16 protein-coding genes are annotated in these 15,532 nt (G+C 65.5%); 11 read left to right on the plus strand and 5 right to left on the minus strand.

The features are described 5' to 3' along the window. Positions 1–167 precede the first annotated feature (167 nt). From ACYVHK_RS15595 to ACYVHK_RS15605, 3 genes are read left to right on the plus strand one after another with little or no spacing between them, the layout of a single operon-like run. Positions 168–494: a cupredoxin domain-containing protein gene (locus ACYVHK_RS15595; RefSeq protein WP_460533914.1), complete on the plus strand. Its 327-nt coding sequence runs from the start codon at positions 168–170 to the stop codon at positions 492–494. A gap of 31 nt (positions 495–525) precedes the next feature. Continuing rightward, entirely contained in the window at positions 526–1,365 is an 840-nt protein-coding gene (locus ACYVHK_RS15600; protein ID WP_460533916.1) for an FTR1 family iron permease, read from the plus strand. Positions 1,366–1,414: 49 nt separating this feature from the next. Next, positions 1,415–2,815, plus strand: a complete 1,401-nt coding sequence (locus ACYVHK_RS15605; RefSeq protein ID WP_460533918.1) for a 4Fe-4S binding protein — start codon at positions 1,415–1,417, stop codon at positions 2,813–2,815. Positions 2,816–2,925: 110 nt separating this feature from the next. Here the strand turns inward: ACYVHK_RS15605 and ACYVHK_RS15610 are convergent, their stop codons facing one another. Next, a complete protein-coding gene (locus ACYVHK_RS15610) occupies positions 2,926–3,717 on the minus strand; it encodes a helix-turn-helix domain-containing protein (RefSeq protein WP_460533920.1) in 792 nt (263 codons plus the stop codon). 99 nt (positions 3,718–3,816) lie between these two features. Between ACYVHK_RS15610 and ACYVHK_RS15615 the strand changes: the two genes are divergently transcribed. The 7 genes from ACYVHK_RS15615 (at position 3,817) to ACYVHK_RS15645 (ending at position 11,109) form a co-directional block, all read left to right on the plus strand. Beyond that, on the plus strand, positions 3,817–4,749 hold the full coding sequence (locus tag ACYVHK_RS15615) for a proline racemase family protein (protein ID WP_460533922.1): 933 nt from the start codon (positions 3,817–3,819) through the stop codon (positions 4,747–4,749). Beyond that, the gene (locus tag ACYVHK_RS15620; protein ID WP_460533924.1) at positions 4,746–5,903 is read left to right on the plus strand and encodes an NAD(P)/FAD-dependent oxidoreductase; all 1,158 of its coding nucleotides are present in this window, start codon (positions 4,746–4,748) and stop codon (positions 5,901–5,903) included. The genes ACYVHK_RS15615 and ACYVHK_RS15620 overlap by 4 nt, the downstream gene beginning before the upstream one ends. Further along, positions 5,900–6,133: a (2Fe-2S)-binding protein gene (locus tag ACYVHK_RS15625; RefSeq protein ID WP_460533926.1), complete on the plus strand. Its 234-nt coding sequence runs from the start codon at positions 5,900–5,902 to the stop codon at positions 6,131–6,133. The genes ACYVHK_RS15620 and ACYVHK_RS15625 overlap by 4 nt, the downstream gene beginning before the upstream one ends. Then, on the plus strand, positions 6,123–7,409 hold the full coding sequence (locus ACYVHK_RS15630; protein WP_460533928.1) for an FAD-dependent oxidoreductase: 1,287 nt from the start codon (positions 6,123–6,125) through the stop codon (positions 7,407–7,409). Before ACYVHK_RS15625 ends, ACYVHK_RS15630 begins: the two co-directional genes overlap by 11 nt. Further along, positions 7,406–8,299 carry a dihydrodipicolinate synthase family protein gene (locus ACYVHK_RS15635; RefSeq protein WP_460533930.1) on the plus strand — a complete coding sequence of 298 codons (894 nt, stop codon included), beginning with the start codon at positions 7,406–7,408 and terminating at the stop codon, positions 8,297–8,299. Before ACYVHK_RS15630 ends, ACYVHK_RS15635 begins: the two co-directional genes overlap by 4 nt. Further along, the gene (locus tag ACYVHK_RS15640; RefSeq protein ID WP_460533932.1) at positions 8,296–9,879 is read left to right on the plus strand and encodes an aldehyde dehydrogenase (NADP(+)); all 1,584 of its coding nucleotides are present in this window, start codon (positions 8,296–8,298) and stop codon (positions 9,877–9,879) included. Before ACYVHK_RS15635 ends, ACYVHK_RS15640 begins: the two co-directional genes overlap by 4 nt. Positions 9,880–9,966: 87 nt before the next feature. Next, the gene (locus tag ACYVHK_RS15645; RefSeq protein ID WP_460533934.1) at positions 9,967–11,109 is read left to right on the plus strand and encodes a branched-chain amino acid ABC transporter substrate-binding protein; all 1,143 of its coding nucleotides are present in this window, start codon (positions 9,967–9,969) and stop codon (positions 11,107–11,109) included. A gap of 102 nt (positions 11,110–11,211) precedes the next feature. Here ACYVHK_RS15645 and dtd read toward each other — a convergent pair whose 3' ends face one another. From dtd to ACYVHK_RS15660, 3 genes are all read right to left on the minus strand, one after another. Beyond that, on the minus strand, positions 11,212–11,664 hold the full coding sequence (dtd, locus tag ACYVHK_RS15650) for a D-aminoacyl-tRNA deacylase (RefSeq protein WP_460533936.1): 453 nt from the start codon (positions 11,662–11,664) through the stop codon (positions 11,212–11,214). 19 nt (positions 11,665–11,683) lie between these two features. Beyond that, the gene (locus ACYVHK_RS15655) at positions 11,684–12,043 is read right to left on the minus strand and encodes a DUF4870 family protein (RefSeq protein ID WP_460533938.1); all 360 of its coding nucleotides are present in this window, start codon (positions 12,041–12,043) and stop codon (positions 11,684–11,686) included. Between the two features lie 147 nt (positions 12,044–12,190). Beyond that, positions 12,191–13,591 (minus strand): L-serine ammonia-lyase, encoded by a 1,401-nt coding sequence (locus ACYVHK_RS15660; RefSeq protein ID WP_460533940.1) that lies wholly within the window; start codon positions 13,589–13,591, stop codon positions 12,191–12,193. 191 nt (positions 13,592–13,782) lie between these two features. On the opposite strand from ACYVHK_RS15660, the gene ACYVHK_RS15665 reads away from it, so the two are divergent. Beyond that, a complete protein-coding gene (locus tag ACYVHK_RS15665; protein ID WP_460533942.1) occupies positions 13,783–14,766 on the plus strand; it encodes a VirK/YbjX family protein in 984 nt (327 codons plus the stop codon). Here ACYVHK_RS15665 and ACYVHK_RS15670 read toward each other — a convergent pair. After that, on the minus strand, positions 14,730–15,515 hold the full coding sequence (locus ACYVHK_RS15670) for a class I SAM-dependent methyltransferase (RefSeq protein ID WP_460533944.1): 786 nt from the start codon (positions 15,513–15,515) through the stop codon (positions 14,730–14,732). The two genes, ACYVHK_RS15665 and ACYVHK_RS15670, sit on opposite strands and share 37 nt — an antisense overlap. Between the last annotated feature and the right edge of the window lie 17 nt (positions 15,516–15,532).

Raw genomic sequence — 15,532 nt, forward strand, 5'->3', positions numbered from 1 at the left:
ATGTGCAAGCGCGCTTTCGCTTTCATATCCTCGCCCCCCCGCCCTCGCCGCCGCGAGGGTGCCTCGCTGACGCTCGTCAGTGACTTCGATGGGGTGCATTTCCCCCATTTGCGCAATACGACTTTAAGACTTCTGCCAGAGAGACGTCTCTGGTGATGGAGAACCGGATGTTTGTACGCCTTGCTCTGGCCGCATTGGCGGTCGCCAGCTTTTCTGCTTTTGCGGCAGAGGAATTCACACTGCAGTTGGTGGCGAAGGATGGGAAGTTCACGCCCAGCACTTTGGTCGCGCCGGCAGGCAAGCTGATCCGTATCGAGATCACCAATGCCGGCAACACGCCCATCGAGTTCGAGAGCAACTCGCTGCGCAAGGAGAAGGTGCTGGCGCCGGGCGCCAAGTCGGTGGTGGTGATCCGCTCACCCTCGCCCGGCACCTATGACTTCTACGACGACTACCACCAGCAGACCGGTCGTGGTGTGTTGATCGTCAAGTAACACCGTTGGTTCAGTTCAAGGAAATCGCACCATGATGGGAGAAGTCCTGTTCATCGTCTGGCGTGAAAGCGTCGAAGCATTGCTGATCGTCGGCATCCTCTATGCCTGGCTGCGCAACCATCCCGAGGCCGCCCAGGGCAAGCGCTATCTGTGGGCCGGTGTCGGTGTCGGGGTGCTGGCCGCCTGCGGCCTGGGCGCTGCCATCCTCGGCTTCGCCGAATTTTTCGAAGGCGAGCAGCAAGACTATTTCCAGCTTGGCATGATGTCGATCGCCGCCGCGCTGATCGTGCAGATGGTGTTCTGGATGCGCAAGCATGGCCGCACACTCAAGCATGATCTGGAATCCGGCATGGCGCACAACGCCCGCAACGCCAACTGGTGGGGCATGCTGGCCCTGGTCGCGCTGGCCATCGCCCGCGAAGGCAGCGAGACGGTGATCTTCCTGTGGGGCCTGGGCTCCGCCCAGCAAGGTGGCCAGGTCTTGCCCTTTGCCTTGTCGGCACTGGCCGGCTTTGTCCTGGCGCTTGGTACCTTCGGTCTGTTGCAGCTGGGCGGCCGACTCTTCTCCTGGCGCGCCTTCTTCCGCTTCTCGGAGCTGATGCTGCTCTTCCTGGCCGGCGCCCTGCTGGTCGGTAGCGTGGAGCGCATGATCTCATTTGGCTGGCTGTCCGGTCTGGTCGATCCGGTCTGGAACAGCACCTGGCTGCTGGACGACGGCGGTCCTGTCGGCGGCTTGATCGCTGCCCTGACCGGTTACCGGGCTCGCCCGGCCTTGACCATGGTGCTGGCCCTGGCCGCGTACTGGGTCGTGGTGCAATGGGCGCTGAACCGCCTGTCCCGCCCCTCCCTCGGCAAGCCCGCCACCGTTTGACCGTCATCGCAGGCTCATCCCTGCGGTGGCGCTACTGCTAGCCAACGCCATGCATAGTTCCACCATCCAGTTCCACTCCCGTCGCCCCCCCGGCAAGCTGGCCCGCCTGGGTGGGATGATGCGCACCCATCGCCGTGCCATCCTTGCCCTGCAGTGGCTGGTGGTGCTGGCCTACGCCTTCCTGCTGATCGCCCCGGTCTTCGAACCGCTGCCGGACGAGACGGCGCGCGTCTGGAACAACCTGACCGTGCTGGCGCAGTTCGCCTTCTGGGGGTTGTGGTGGCCCTTCGTGCTGCTGAGCATGGTGGCGATGGGCCGCGTCTGGTGTGGCGTACTGTGCCCGGAAGGGGCATTGACCGAATTCGCCAGCCGCTGGTCGCTGAACCGTCCGATACCTCGCTGGTTGCGCTGGGGTGGCTGGCCCTTTGTCGCCTTCGCCCTCACCACCATCTACGGCCAGTTGGTCAGCGTCTATCAGTACCCGCAGGCCGTCTTGCTGGTACTGGGTGGCTCCACGGTCGGCGCCGTGGTCATCGGCCTGTTGTACGCCCGCGAAAAGCGGGTCTGGTGCCGCTATATGTGCCCGGTCAACGGCGTATTCGGTCTGCTGGCCAAGCTGGCGCCGGTCCACTTCAAGGCAGACGAAGCCGCCTGGCACGCCAGCATGGGCCACGGCCGCGTGGCCGCCGTCAATTGTGCCCCCCTGCTCCCGCTGCGCGGGCTCGACAGCGCCAGCGACTGCCACAGCTGTGGCCGTTGCAGCGGCCATCGTGACGCCATCCAGCTGGAAGCCCGCTCCCCCAACGCCGAGATCCTGCAGCGCGGCCAACGCGACGGCAGCCTGTGGCAAAGCATCCTGCTGATCTTCGGCATGGTCGGTCTTGCCATGGGCGCCTTTGAATGGTCGGCCAGCCCCTGGCTGATCGCCAGCAAGCAAGCCATCGCCGAGTGGCTGGTGAACCGGGACATCTACTGGCCCCTGGAGAGCAATGCACCCTGGTGGCTGCTGACCCACTACCCGGATAACAATGACGTTTTTTCCTGGCTGGATGGTGCCTTGCTGCTGGCCTATATGCTCGGCAGCATGCTGCTGGTCGGTGGCGCCCTCGCCGGCCTGCTGGCGCAGGCCAGTCGCGTGCTGCGAGCCGGCATGAAGGGCTTCAACCACCTGGCGCTGGCGCTGGTGCCGCTGGCCGGTGTCGGTGTCTTCCTCGGTCTGTCGGCCACGACCGTCAGCCTGCTCAAGGGTGAGCAGCTCTCGGTAAGCTGGGTCTCGCCCACCCGCGCCGTCCTGCTGATCGCCGCCACGCTATGGTCGCTGTACCTGGCTTGGCAGGTGGCGGGCCAGCACACGCCGTCCACTGCGCGCCGTAGCGTCGCGTGGCTGACCGTGCTCGCAGCCTGCCTCATGGTCGATGGTGGATGGTCGCTCTGGTTTTGGGTCTGGTAACCGTGCTGTAGCGGCTATCGCCGCGATCTCCACGCGGTGTGCGGTTTGAATACGGGAAGCCGAGGCGGCAAGGCGCCCGTAGCGCATCGCCTTCCCCCTCTATCGCCCAATCAAGGCCGTCTTACCCACTGCCGGTAGTCCCTGGGCGTCATACCGGTCAACTGTCGGAACTGCTTGGACAAGGCGCTCTGGTCGCAGTACCCGCACGCTAGCGCAATATCCGAGATCGGTGCGTCGCTCTCGGCCAGGCTGCGGGTTGCGGCGTCGATACGGGTCTTGGTCAGGAACTGCCCCGCGCTGAGCTGGAATATCTTCTTCATGCGCCGCTCGAACTGGGCTGGCGAGATACCGGCCAGTTCGGCGAGCCGCTCCACCCGCAGGGGTTCGGCGTACTGCGCCAGCATCAGGTCCACCGCTTCCGCCATGCGCGCATCCACGATGCCGGCATGGCTGGGTTCGATCAGGTCGCGCGACAGGCAGGCAAGGCCGATCACCTGGCCGTGTGCGTCGAACAAGGGCGTCTTGTTGCTCAGGCACCAACCCGGTTCGCGGTTGTTGAACAAGGTCAGGTCCAGGTTATCGAGCACCGGGTGACCGGTGCGGAACAACAGCTCGTCCTGTTCGGCATAGCGGTCCGCCATATGGGGCGGCCACAGCTCGTGCGCCGTCTTGCCGATCGCCTCGCGCTTGTGTCCCAGGCCACAGCGGTCGGCGCAGGCCTCGCTCATGCAGATATAGCGGCCGCTGCGATCCTTCACCGAGAACACCATGTCGGGCATGTGATCGAACAGGGTTTCGACAAATAGCGGCTGCGCCAGGCGGGCGACAAAGTCGTCACGCCAGGCCTTCAAGGTTGCATCCATCCGGTTTTCCCGTGTTTTGCTCAAAGTGGCCTGTTTCATGCGCGGATCGCACAAGATCGCCACCGGTCTCCAAAACTAGCATGACGGCATTCCTGCTTGGGCGGCAAGCCCAGGCTGACCTTATGCCAGGGGCCGCCCATGCATCGCATCCAGATTATCGACTCCCACACCGGTGGCGAGCCAACCCGCGTCGTGATCAGCGGTGGTCCGCAACTCGGTCACGGCACGCTGGCGGAGCGTCGCAGCCGCTTCAGTGCCGAGTTCGATCATTTCCGTTCCGCCATCGTCAATGAACCTCGCGGCGCCGACCCTTTTGTCGGCGCCCTGCTGTGCGAGCCGAGAGAGCCCGGCTGCGTCGCCGGCGTGATCTTCTTCAACAATGTCGGCACGCTGGGTATGTGCGGCCACGGCACCATCGGCCTGATGGTCACGCTGGCCCACCTCGGCCGCATCGGCCCGGGCACCCACCGCATCGAGACCCCGGTCGGGGTGATCGAGGCTACGCTCGAGGGCGCCCACCGGGTCAGCCTGCGCAATGTGGCCAGCTTTCGCCTGGCGCGCCAGGTGGCCGTCGAGGTCGAGGGCTATGGCCTGGTCCATGGCGACATCGCCTGGGGTGGCAACTGGTTCTTCCTGGTCAACGATCACGGCCAGCGTATCGCCGCCGACAATATTGCGCACCTGACCGATTGCAGCAGCCGCATCCGCGCGGCCCTGGCCACGCACGGCATTACCGGTACGGACGGTGCCGAGATCGACCATATCGAACTGTTCGGCCCCAGCGATGTGGCTGACTCCCGCAACTTCGTGCTCTGCCCCGGCCTCGCTTATGACCGCTCGCCTTGCGGTACCGGCACCAGCGCCAAGCTCGCCTGCCTTGCCGCCGACGGCAAGCTGGCTGCAGGCCAGACCTGGCGTCAGGAAAGCGTGATCGGCAGCGTCTTCGAGGGCTCGTTCGAGCAGCATGACGCACAGCTCTATCCGCGCATCGCCGGTACAGCCCATATCACCGCCGAATCCACCCTGCTGCTCGACCCCGCCGACCCCTTCGTCTGGGGCATCCGGCTGTGAAGAACGGCAGCGAGATATTGATCATCGGTGCCGGCATCATCGGCAGTGCGGTGGCAGAAAGCTGCGCCCGCCGCGGCCTGTCGGTACAGGTGCTCGAAGCCGGCATCCCGGCAGCCGGCACCACGGCGGCCGGGATGGGCCACCTGGTGGTGCTCGATGACAACCCTGCCGAACTCGCACTCTGCCGCGACGGATTGCAACGTTGGCAAGCTTGCAGCCACCTGCTTCCCAGCCATGCCGAGTACCGTGCCTGCGGCACGCTCTGGCTGGCGCGCGACGACGCCGAAATGGCCGAAGCCGAGCGCAAGCAGACGGTCTATCAGCAGCATGGCCTGGCCAGCAGTCTGGTCGGGGCCGCCGAACTGCGGCAGCTGGAACCCGCCCTGACATCCGGCCTGGCCGGTGCCCTCAGGGTCCGCGGCGACGCCGTGCTCTACCCACCGGTGGCGAGTGCCTGGCTGCTTGCCCAGGCGCAAAGCTACGGCGCGCGCCTGCATCGCCATAGCCCCGTGCAGTCGCTCGGGGCCGATGGCCATGTCGTACTGGCCGACGGCCGCCGACTCCAAGCCGACCGCATCGTAATCGCGGCGGGCAATGGCTCCGCCGCCCTGCTGCCCGGTCTGCCGCTCAAACCCCGCAAAGGCCAGTTGCTGATCACCGAGCGCTATCCCGCCACCATCCGGCACCAACTGGTCGAGCTGGGCTATGTACGTTCAGCCCACAGCGGCGAGGCCGACTCGGTCGCCTTCAACGTGCAGCCCCGCGCAACCGGCCAGTTGCTGATCGGTTCTTCCCGTCAGTATCACGATACCGACCCCGCCATCGCCTGGCCCCTGATGCAGGCCATGCTGGCCCGCGCGTTCGACTACCTGCCCGGCCTGCGCGACATGCAGGCCATCCGCGCCTGGAGCGGCTTTCGGCCCTCCACGCCCGACAAGCTCCCGCTGCTGGGACAGGTCCCGGGCCGACCCCGGCTCTGGCTGGCAACAGGCCATGAAGGACTGGGCATCACCACCGCCCTCGCCAGCGGCGAGCTCCTGGCGCAACAGCTCTGCGGCGAGGTCACCACGCTCGATCCGCGCCCCTACGATCCGGGTCGCTTTGCGGCCTGCCACGCCCCGGTGGAAACATCGATGCTCGAGCCCAGCGCATGAAAGTCCGCCTGACCATAGACGGTGTGCCCTGCCTCGCACCGGCCGATAGCACGCTCGCCGCCGTGATGGCCGGCATGCCCGGTCGCCGCTCGGTCAACGGGCAGACCAGGGCGGCACTCTGCGGCATGGGGGTGTGCTTCGAATGCCGGACTACGGTCGACGGCCGCCCGCATCAACGCGCCTGCCAGTTGCTGGTGCGCGATGGTATGGAGGTCCGCCGTGAAGACTGACCTGCAGACCGATATCGCCATCGTCGGCGCAGGACCGGCTGGCATGGCCGCCGCCATCGCGGCCGCCGCACAGGGTGCCCATGTCTGCCTGATCGACGACAACCCACGCCCTGGCGGGCAGATCTGGCGAGGCGGGCCGGCCGTCGCTCCCGACACCGCCCGGACCAGCTTCACCGCGCTGGCACAAAGCCAGGTCAGGTTACTGAGCCAGTGTCGCGTCGTCGCCGCACCCGGATCCGGCCTGCTCCTGCTCGAACAAGCCGACCGTGCGCTGAGCCTGCGCTACGGCAAGCTGATCCTCGCTACCGGCGCCCGCGAACAGCTGCTGCCTTTCCCTGGTTGGACCCTGCCCGGCGTGTGCGGTGCGGGCGGCCTGCAAGCACTGGTCAAGGGCGGCATGGCCATCGCCGGCAAGCGGGTGGTCCTGGCCGGCAGCGGCCCGCTGCTGCTCGCTACCGGACAGACCCTGCGTGCGGCCGGCGCCGAGCTGCTCCTGATTGCCGAGCAGGCCGACGCCGCCAGCCTGGCGGGCTTCGCCTGGGGTCTGCGTAGCTATCCGGCCAAGCTGCGACAGGCATTCGGATTTGCCGGAACCCTGCGTGGCGGCCGCTATAAGCCCAGCAGCCATGTCATCGCCGCGACGGGCTCGCAACGCCTGCAGCAGGTCCGCCTGCAAGTTGGCAGCAAACAGGTGGAGCTGGCCTGCGACTGGCTGGGTGTGGGCTATGGCCTGCTACCCAATACCGAACTGCTGGCGGCACTGGGTTGCGAACTCGCGGAAGGCGCGGCGCTGGTGAATGAGCTGCTGCAGACCAGCGTCCCCCACGTTTACGCCGCGGGTGAGGCCACCGGCATCGGTGGCGTCGACAAAGCCATGCTGGAAGGCCGCCTGGCAGGGCTGGCGGCCAGCGGCGCGCTCGACGCGGCAAGGGCGCTGATCCCCGCGCGGCAGCAGCAACTGGGGTTTGCCGCCCTGCTGTCCCGGCATTTCAGCCTGCGACCCACCATCACCACGCTACCGCAGGACAACACGCTGGTATGCCGCTGCGAGGATGTGAGCCACGGCCGCCTGCGCGCCTACGACAACTGGCGCGAGGCCAAGCTGCAGACGCGCTGCGGCATGGGCCCCTGCCAGGGCCGCATCTGCGGTGCCGCCTGCGAAACCTTGTACGGCTGGTCGCCAGAGGGCAGCCGTCCCCCTATCCAACCCGTTCGGCTGGGCAGTCTGCTCCAGCCGGGCATCTGTCCAACCCACGCCGAGGCCTCGCCGTCATGACCGTGAACTTCCAGGGCGTCATGCCCGCCATCACCACCCCTTTCAACGCCGATCTGAGCATCGACCACGACAATGTGACCCGCACCGTGCAATGGCTGGTCGGTGCCGGTTGTAGCGGCATCGTGCCCTGTGGCTCGCTGGGCGAAGGTGCAACGCTGAGCTTCGAGGAAAAGGTCGCCCTGATCGATACCTGCGCCCGAGCCGTGGACGTGCCGGTCATCCCCGGTATCGCTGCCCTCTCGACAGACGAAGCCGTGCGCCTCGCCAGGGCGGCGCAGTCCCACGGTGCCCGCGGCCTCATGGTCCTGCCGCCCTATCTGTATTCGACCGACTGGCGCGAGATGAAAGCCCACCTGACTGCCGTCATCACCGCCACCCGGCTGCCCTGCATCATCTACAACAATCCGGTCGCGTACCGGACCGACTTTACGCCGGAACAGATCCTCGAACTGGCCAACGAGTTCGAGAACGTCAAGGCCGTCAAGGAATCCTCCACCGATGTCCGCCGCATCACCGCCATCAAGGCCCTCGCCGACAATCGCCTGCAACTGGGCGTGGGTGTCGACGATGCCTTGCTCGAAGGGGTCGCTGCCGGTGCCGAGTTCTGGATCGCCGGCCTGGTCGATGCGCTACCCGAAGAGTCGGTCCGCCTGTTCGAGCTTGCCCGCGCCGGCCGCCACGAGGAAGCCGCTGCGCTCTACGCCTGGTTCCTGCCGCTGTTACGGCTCGATACCGTGCCCAAGTTCGTGCAACTGATCAAACTGGTGCAGGAGAAACGGGGCATCTGCCATCAACGGGTCCGTCCGCCGCGGCTGGCGCTCGAAGGCACCGAACTGGCTGAGGCCGAGGCCATCATCAGCCACGCCCTGGCCCACCGGCCTGCGCTATGAGCACCGCCATGCTGCAGGGCCTGTCCCTGATCGGCGGCGAACCGGCGATGGCTGGCAGCGCTACCTTCCAGGCGCGTGATCCGGCCACCGGTCTGCGCCTGACACCACTCTTTCACCGTGCCAGCCAGGACGATGTCGAGCGCGCCGTTTTGCTGGCGGAGCGGGCCGCCCCCCGCTATGCCGCGCTTGGCGGGGCCCTGCATGGCGCCTTCCTGCGTGGCATCGCCGAGCGGCTCGAAGCATTGGCCGACACCCTGGCTTGGCTGGTCCCGCAGGAGACCGGCCTGCCGGAGGCCCGTATACGCGGCGAACTGGTGCGTACCACCGGTCAGTTGCGGCTGTTCGCCACGCAAGCCGAAGAGGGTAGCTGGGTCGATGCCCGATTCGATAGCGCCCAACCCACACGGTTGCCGCAACCCAGGCCGGCGCTGGCCGCCATGTTGCAGCCACTGGGGCCTGTCGCCGTGTTCGGCGCCAGCAACTTTCCGCTCGCCTTCTCGGTCGCCGGCGGCGATACCGCTTCCGCACTCGCCGCCGGCTGCCCGGTCGTGGTCAAGGCGCACCCCGCCCACCCGGCCACCAGCGAGCTGGTCGGCCATGCCATTGTCGACGCGGCCCGCGCACTCGACCTGCCCGAGGGCGTGTTCTCGCTGCTGTTCGACGACGGCATCGGTGTCGGCCAGGCGCTGGTCCGTCACCCGGGCATACGGGCGGTTGGCTTTACCGGCTCCTTGCGTGCCGGCCGCGCGCTGATGGATCTCGCGGCGGCCCGCCCTCAGCCCATACCGGTCTACGCCGAGATGGGGAGCGTCAATCCACTGCTGGTCCTGCCGCAGGCACTGGCCCGTACCGCCGAGCAGATCGCCGATGGCCTCGCCGCCTCGGTCACGCTCGGTAATGGCCAGTTCTGCACCTGTCCTGGCCTGGTACTGGCCATCGACGGCGAAGGCTATGCCCGCCTGCGCGACCGCCTGATCGCCAAGCTCGCCCTCGTACCCTCCGCCCCCATGCTCAGCCATGGGATCGCCGCCGCCTTCCACGACGGTATCGCCACCCTGGCACAGCAGCCCGGCGTGGTGCAGTTGCTGGGGCAGACACCGGCGGAAGGCCGCAGCGGCCCTACCCTGCTGGAAACCGATGCCTTCCACCTGCTGGCGGAACCTGCCTCGGCGCACGAGATCTTCGGTCCCGCCACCTTGCTGGTACGTTGTGCCTCCGCGGCGGAACTGCTGGCTGTGGTGAGCCAGCTCGAGGGGCAACTCACCCTAACATTGCATGCCGAGCCCGCTGAGCTGGTCGATTGGCCCGGCCTGCCGGCTTTGCTGGCAAGCAAGGCCGGCCGTGTCCTGTTCGGCGGCTTCCCGACCGGCGTCGAAGTCAGCCATGCCATGGTTCACGGCGGCCCCTATCCCGCCGCAGCCGATAGCCGCAGCACCTCGGTTGGCACCATGGCCATGCTGCGTTTTGCCCGGCCGGTCTGCTACCAGAACTGGCCGGATGCCCTACTGCCACCGGCCCTGCAGCAGGCCAATCCGCTGGGGCTGTGGCGGCTTTGGGACGGAGAGCGGCAAAGGCAATAACACACGGCGCCAGAGCGCCTACTATGGAGCCAGCGCGGCATCAGCGCATCGTTTTGTCACCACCACTACGACCAAAAAGAGGAAGACATGCCACACTTTGCATCCCACCCGATTACCCTGGCACTGGGCAGCGGCCTCCTGGCCCTGTCTGCTCACGCAGCCGACCCACAGATCGTCAAGCTCGGCTTTGCCGCTCCGCTCACCGGGCCGCAGGCGCACTACGGTGCCGACATGAAGGCCGGCATCGTGCTGGCGCTCGACGATATCAACAAGACCGCGCCGGTCATCGGCGGCAAGCCGGTGAAATTCGAGTTGCTGGCCGAGGATGACCAGGCCGATCCACGCGCCGCCACCAGCGTTGCCCAGCGATTCGTGGACGCCCAGGTCAGCGGCATCATCGGCCATTTCAATTCCGGCACCTCCATCCCAGCGTCCAAGATCTACTCCGATGCCGGCATTCCGCAGATCGCCATGGCCACCGCACCGGCCTACACCGCGCAGGGCTTCAAGACCACCTTCCGCGCAATGACCAGCGATACGCAGCAGGGCAGCGTGATGGGGGGCTTCGTAGTGAAAAAGCTGGGCATGAAGACCATCGCCATCATTGATGACCGTACGGCCTACGGCCAGGGCCTGGCCGATGAATTCGAGAAGGCAGCCAAGGCCGCCGGCGGCACCATCGTCAGCCGCGAGTACACCAATGACAAGGCCACCGACTTTGCCAGCATCCTGACCAGCATCAAGGCCAAGCAGCCCGCGGCGATCTTCTACGGTGGCGCGGACAGCCAGTCGGCTCCGTTGACGACGCAAATGCGCCGGCTCGGCCTCAAGGCCCAACTGGTTTCGGGTGAAATGACCCGTACCGACAACTTCCTCAAGCTGACCGGCGATGCCGGCAACGGCGTGATCGCCTCGCTGGCCGGCCTGCCGACCGAGAAGGCGCCCGGTGGCGCCGCCGTCATCCAGCGCGCCAAGGCACGCTTCGGCGCAGCCGACTTCTATGCCCCGTATTCCTACGATGCAACCATGGTGATGGTGAACGCCATGAAGGCCGCCAACTCGACCGAGCCGGCACGCTACCTGCCCTTCCTGGCCAAGACGCAGTACGCCGGCGCGAGTTCGCCGAAGATCGCCTATGACGCTCGCGGCGACCTGCGCTTCGGCGACATCACGGTCTACAAGGCCGACAAGGGCAAATGGACGGTATTGGAAACAGTCAGCGGGAACTAGATGCGGCGGTCAGTGGTGCCTGCTGGGCAGCCGCCCATCGGCACCACTGGACGGGAGGCAACAACCGCAGCGCTGCGTCCCGGTCCGGTGACGACCTGTCGATTATTCCTGCGCTCTGGAATCGAGCCAGATCGTTACCGGCCCGTCATTGACCAGGCTGACCTGCATGTCGGCACCGAATACGCCGGTCGGTACCGGCTTGCCCAGCTCCTGAGCCATGGCGTCGACAAAACGATCGAACAAGGGCTGCGATATCGCACCCGGCGCCGCCCGGCTCCAGGATGGCCGATTGCCTTTCTTGACACTGGCGTAGAGCGTGAACTGGCTCACGGCCAACACCTCTGCACCGACCTCCTGCACCGAGCGATTCATCACCCCGGCATCATCGGCAAAGACCCGCAGACGGCTGATCTTCTGTACCAACCAGGCGATATCGGCATCGCCATCGTCGGCCTCCGCCCCCACCAGGAGCAGCAGACCGGCATCGATACGACCAACGCAGCGGCCATCGACCGCCACGCTGGCTTGACTCACTCTTTGCAACAACACTCTCAAATCTATCGTCCTCGCCCGCTTATTTCTCGATCACCCGGAGGTCGTTCAGGCGCAGGCCACCCTTCACGACACGGTACAAGGTCCAGATCCACACGCCTATCCACAGCAGGAAGGCCAGCGGAATGCCGATGATGGTCAGGCACAGCACGCCACCTGCCAGCATGCCGATGACTGACATCCAGAAGGTCGCAATCAGGTAGTCATAGTGCGACTGCAGCCAGGTGCCGCGAGCATCATCACGTTTGATGTGGGCGATGATCACGCCGACGAGCCCCGTCGGCAAGGCGGTGAACAAGGACACGCCGATCAGCACGTAGGCCAGCATGGCGGTATTCTTCAGCGATTGTTCGGCCTCATCGGCCAGCAGGACTTCAGACATTGTTGTGCTCCCGGTGGTTGATGACTGCATTGTCGTCAGCCACTACACGGATGTCGGCAACGATGCGATGCAGCGCAGCAGCAGGCGATGGTACGCGTGCCGCTGCGACAGAATGCAAGCAGCACGCTCGCTTACAGCGTGGCTGGATCAGCACTCCACCACGTTGACCGGTACCTCGACCACGTTGATTGCCAGACCGCCGCGTGCGGTTTCCTTGTACTTGGCATGCATGTCGCGGCCAGTATCGCGCATGGTCTTGATCACGCGATCAAGCGAGACAAAGTGCGTTCCATCACCACGCAGCGCCATGCGGGCCGCATTGATCGCCTTGATCGAAGCCATCGCATTGCGCTCGATGCAGGGAACCTGCACCAGGCCGCCAACCGGATCACAGGTCAAGCCCAGGTTGTGCTCCATGCCGATCTCGGCCGCATTCTCCACCTGGCCCGGCGTGCCGCCGAGTACCTCGGCCAGCGCACCGGCCGCCATCGAGCAAGCCGAGCCGACCTCGCCCTGACAACCAACTTCCGCGCCGGAGATCGAGGCATTGGTCTTGAACAGGATACCGATGGCGCCGGCCGTCAGCAGAAAGCGGACGATGCCATCCTCGTTCGCACCCGGGACGAAGTTGGCGTAATAGTGCAGTACCGCCGGGACGATGCCGGCCGCGCCATTGGTGGGCGCCGTCACGACCCGGCCACCACCGGCGTTCTCTTCATTGACCGCCAGCGCATACAGGTTGACCCAGTCCAGGACCGTCAGCGGGTCACGCAGTGCCGCCTCGGGCTTGCCCGCCAGTTGCCGGTACATGTCATAGGCACGACGCTTGACCTTCATGCCGCCGGGCAGGATGCCCTCGGTACGGCAACCCCGCTCCACGCAGGCCTTCATCACGTGCCAGATTTCCAGCAGCTTGCTGCGGACCTCGGCCTCGCTACGCCAGGCCAGTTCATTCTCCAGCATCAACTGGCTGATGGACTTGCCGTGTCGCTGGGCCAGCGCCAGCAGCTCCGCTCCGGAGCTGAACGGGTGGGTCAATACCTCGGCAGTGGGCGGGGTGAAGCCGCCTTCGACCGCATGCTCATCCACCACGAAGCCGCCACCGACGGAATAGTAGGCCCGCTTGGACAGCTCGGTTCCGGCGGCGTCCAGCGCCTGGAAGATCATGCCGTTGGGATGATAGGGCAGCGATTTTCGCTTGTGCAGGATCAGGTGTTCGGATTCGTCGAAGGCAATATCGTGCACGCCCAGAATCTTGAGGCGCTTCTGCGCCCGAACACCGGCGATGATGCCCGGCACGGCATCGGTATCGACCAGTTGCGGTTCCTCGCCCAGCAGGCCCAGCAGCACGGCGATGTCGGAACCGTGCCCCTTGCCGGTGGCGCCGAGCGAGCCATACATCTCGGCGCGTACGCTTGCGACCTGCGTCAGCAGGCCATCTTTCTCCAGACGGTGCACGAACTGCCGTGCCGCCCGCATGGGACCCACCGTATGCGAACTGGACGGGCCGATACCGATCTTGAACAGATCAAAAACACTGATAGCCATCTTGTCTTCTCCGTGCACCGCTCTTGGCGATGACGATTTTTTTCATCCGCCAGCGGGTTACCGGTGGGTGGATGGTTGGGGGGTGCCGCTGAGTCATAAATGTAAATTCGTTACATATTTTTACATTTTAAGCTCGCCTTAAGCTGTTTCTCTATATCATTCGCGCATCAAAAATCCTGGTTCCTGCTGTCATGATGCTCGTTCGTTCCGCCCGCCACTTAGCCAAGTCTGACAAGCTTTTTGGCGGAATGGACGCCTGGAAATACCTGCTGCGCGGCCTGCTTACCTACCGTACCTCGCAACGCTGGGCCAGTTACCTTTTGCGGCACGAGCAGTGCTTACAATTGTTACAACTCCAGCCCAGGCTGCTGTTCAAGCTGCAGCGCCCCTACCTGCGCAAGAAAGTCTGCATCAAGCAAAAGCTTGAGTGGTTACGCGAGCATTACGGCTGGATGCTGGCGCAATGGCCCTGGACCTTCGTCCTGCGCCTGTACCAGCAGCGCGGCATCGAACTGGCTTGCATGACCGGCGACAGCGGTGAGCATTATCGCCTGCTCCTGCGCCCCACGGAGCAATGTGACAAGGAAGGTGACCTGCTACTGGCGCTGGAATGCAACGAGCAACCGCTCGCTTTCCTCTCCTTCTCCATCCATCGCTGCAACGATGCCTGGGTCGCCAACATCGGCTGCCTCCAGGGGCCGCGCCCCGAGCTCGGTCGTGAAGCCGTCAAGCTGGCCACCCAGGACATGTACGGCTTGCGCCCCAAGCAGGCCGTGCTGACCGCCCTCTACGCGCTGACCAGTGGCTACCGCATCAGGCAGCTCCATGCCGTCAGCAACGACAGCCATATCTACCAGGCGCGGATGCGCCGCAATAAGCGGGTATCGGCCGATTACGACAGCTTCTGGACCGAGATGGGTGGCCAACGCCTGGGCGACAGCTTCCATCTGCTCGGCACCCTGCCCCGCAAGGCCGTGATCGACATCCCATCGCGCAAGCGTTCGCAGTACCGCCGCCGCCATGAGCTGGAAGACAAAATGATCGCCGAATTGCGCAGCAACCTACCCGGATGCGATCCCATGCAAGCGGTCTACAGCTATGTGTCCGTCGATGCGACCGAACCCAATCTGCAGACCATTCAGTTGCCACCGGTGCTGGAACTCGCTGCGATATAGCAATCGAAGCGCACGCTTTCGCCCTCAAGGCTGTAGGAAGGCTTCACCCCCGCCAGCAACGGTGCGTGACGGGGGCGCTTGACCACCACCCGGCTACGCGCCAGTGCCAGGGCCGGCGCCAACAGCACATCGGCGTCCTCGTCTGGCCCAACGACCTGCTGGAAAGCCTGCATTTCCTTCTTGGACAAGGCGGACTTGGTTTTCGTCTCCGGAAACATCGGGTCCAGGTAGATCACCTCCGGTTGTTCGCCCGACCATGCCTGCATGGTTGCCACTGCCGAACCATGGTGCAGCCGCATGCGAGCGGCAATCTCGGCGACACCGGCGTCCTCACGACCTCGTAGCAGACCATCCTCCAGCAAGGCCGCCGCCAGGGGCGAGCGCTCCAGCATGTCGACCTCACAGCCCAGGCTGGCGAGTACAAAGGCATCACGCCCGAGCCCTGCGGTCGCATCCATGACCCTGGGCGTAGCCCCGCCCTTGAGCCCGCAGGCCTTGGCGACGCCCTGCCCCCGGCCGCCACCATGCTTGCGCCGCCAGTCCGCCGCGCCACCCGCCAGGTCCACGCCGACCGGCCCGGGAGCCCCGCGCCCGAGGGTATGCAGCAGCAGGCGGCTTTCATCCAGCACCAGCGCGTGGCCCTGTTCCGGCAGCGCAGCCACCAGCATCAGGCCGTAGCGCAGTGCCAAAGCCTCGGCGTAGGGGAGCCGGGCGGGAGTCGTACAGAACAAAGGGGGCAGCGTATTCACGATGAGACAGTTAGAGT

It is taken from the genome of Chitinimonas naiadis (assembly GCF_054780835.1).

Coding starts and splice junctions, on each gene's coding strand:
- ACYVHK_RS15595 (WP_460533914.1), top strand. CDS start 168: ATGTTTGTACGCCTTGCTCTGGCCGCATTGGCGGTCGCCAGCTTTTCT.
- ACYVHK_RS15600 (WP_460533916.1), top strand. CDS start 526: ATGATGGGAGAAGTCCTGTTCATCGTCTGGCGTGAAAGCGTCGAAGCA.
- ACYVHK_RS15605 (WP_460533918.1), top strand. CDS start 1,415: ATGCATAGTTCCACCATCCAGTTCCACTCCCGTCGCCCCCCCGGCAAG.
- ACYVHK_RS15610 (WP_460533920.1), bottom strand. CDS start 3,717: ATGAAACAGGCCACTTTGAGCAAAACACGGGAAAACCGGATGGATGCA.
- ACYVHK_RS15615 (WP_460533922.1), top strand. CDS start 3,817: ATGCATCGCATCCAGATTATCGACTCCCACACCGGTGGCGAGCCAACC.
- ACYVHK_RS15625 (WP_460533926.1), top strand. CDS start 5,900: ATGAAAGTCCGCCTGACCATAGACGGTGTGCCCTGCCTCGCACCGGCC.
- ACYVHK_RS15635 (WP_460533930.1), top strand. CDS start 7,406: ATGACCGTGAACTTCCAGGGCGTCATGCCCGCCATCACCACCCCTTTC.
- ACYVHK_RS15640 (WP_460533932.1), top strand. CDS start 8,296: ATGAGCACCGCCATGCTGCAGGGCCTGTCCCTGATCGGCGGCGAACCG.
- ACYVHK_RS15645 (WP_460533934.1), top strand. CDS start 9,967: ATGCCACACTTTGCATCCCACCCGATTACCCTGGCACTGGGCAGCGGC.
- ACYVHK_RS15655 (WP_460533938.1), bottom strand. CDS start 12,043: ATGTCTGAAGTCCTGCTGGCCGATGAGGCCGAACAATCGCTGAAGAAT.
- ACYVHK_RS15660 (WP_460533940.1), bottom strand. CDS start 13,591: ATGGCTATCAGTGTTTTTGATCTGTTCAAGATCGGTATCGGCCCGTCC.
- ACYVHK_RS15665 (WP_460533942.1), top strand. CDS start 13,783: ATGATGCTCGTTCGTTCCGCCCGCCACTTAGCCAAGTCTGACAAGCTT.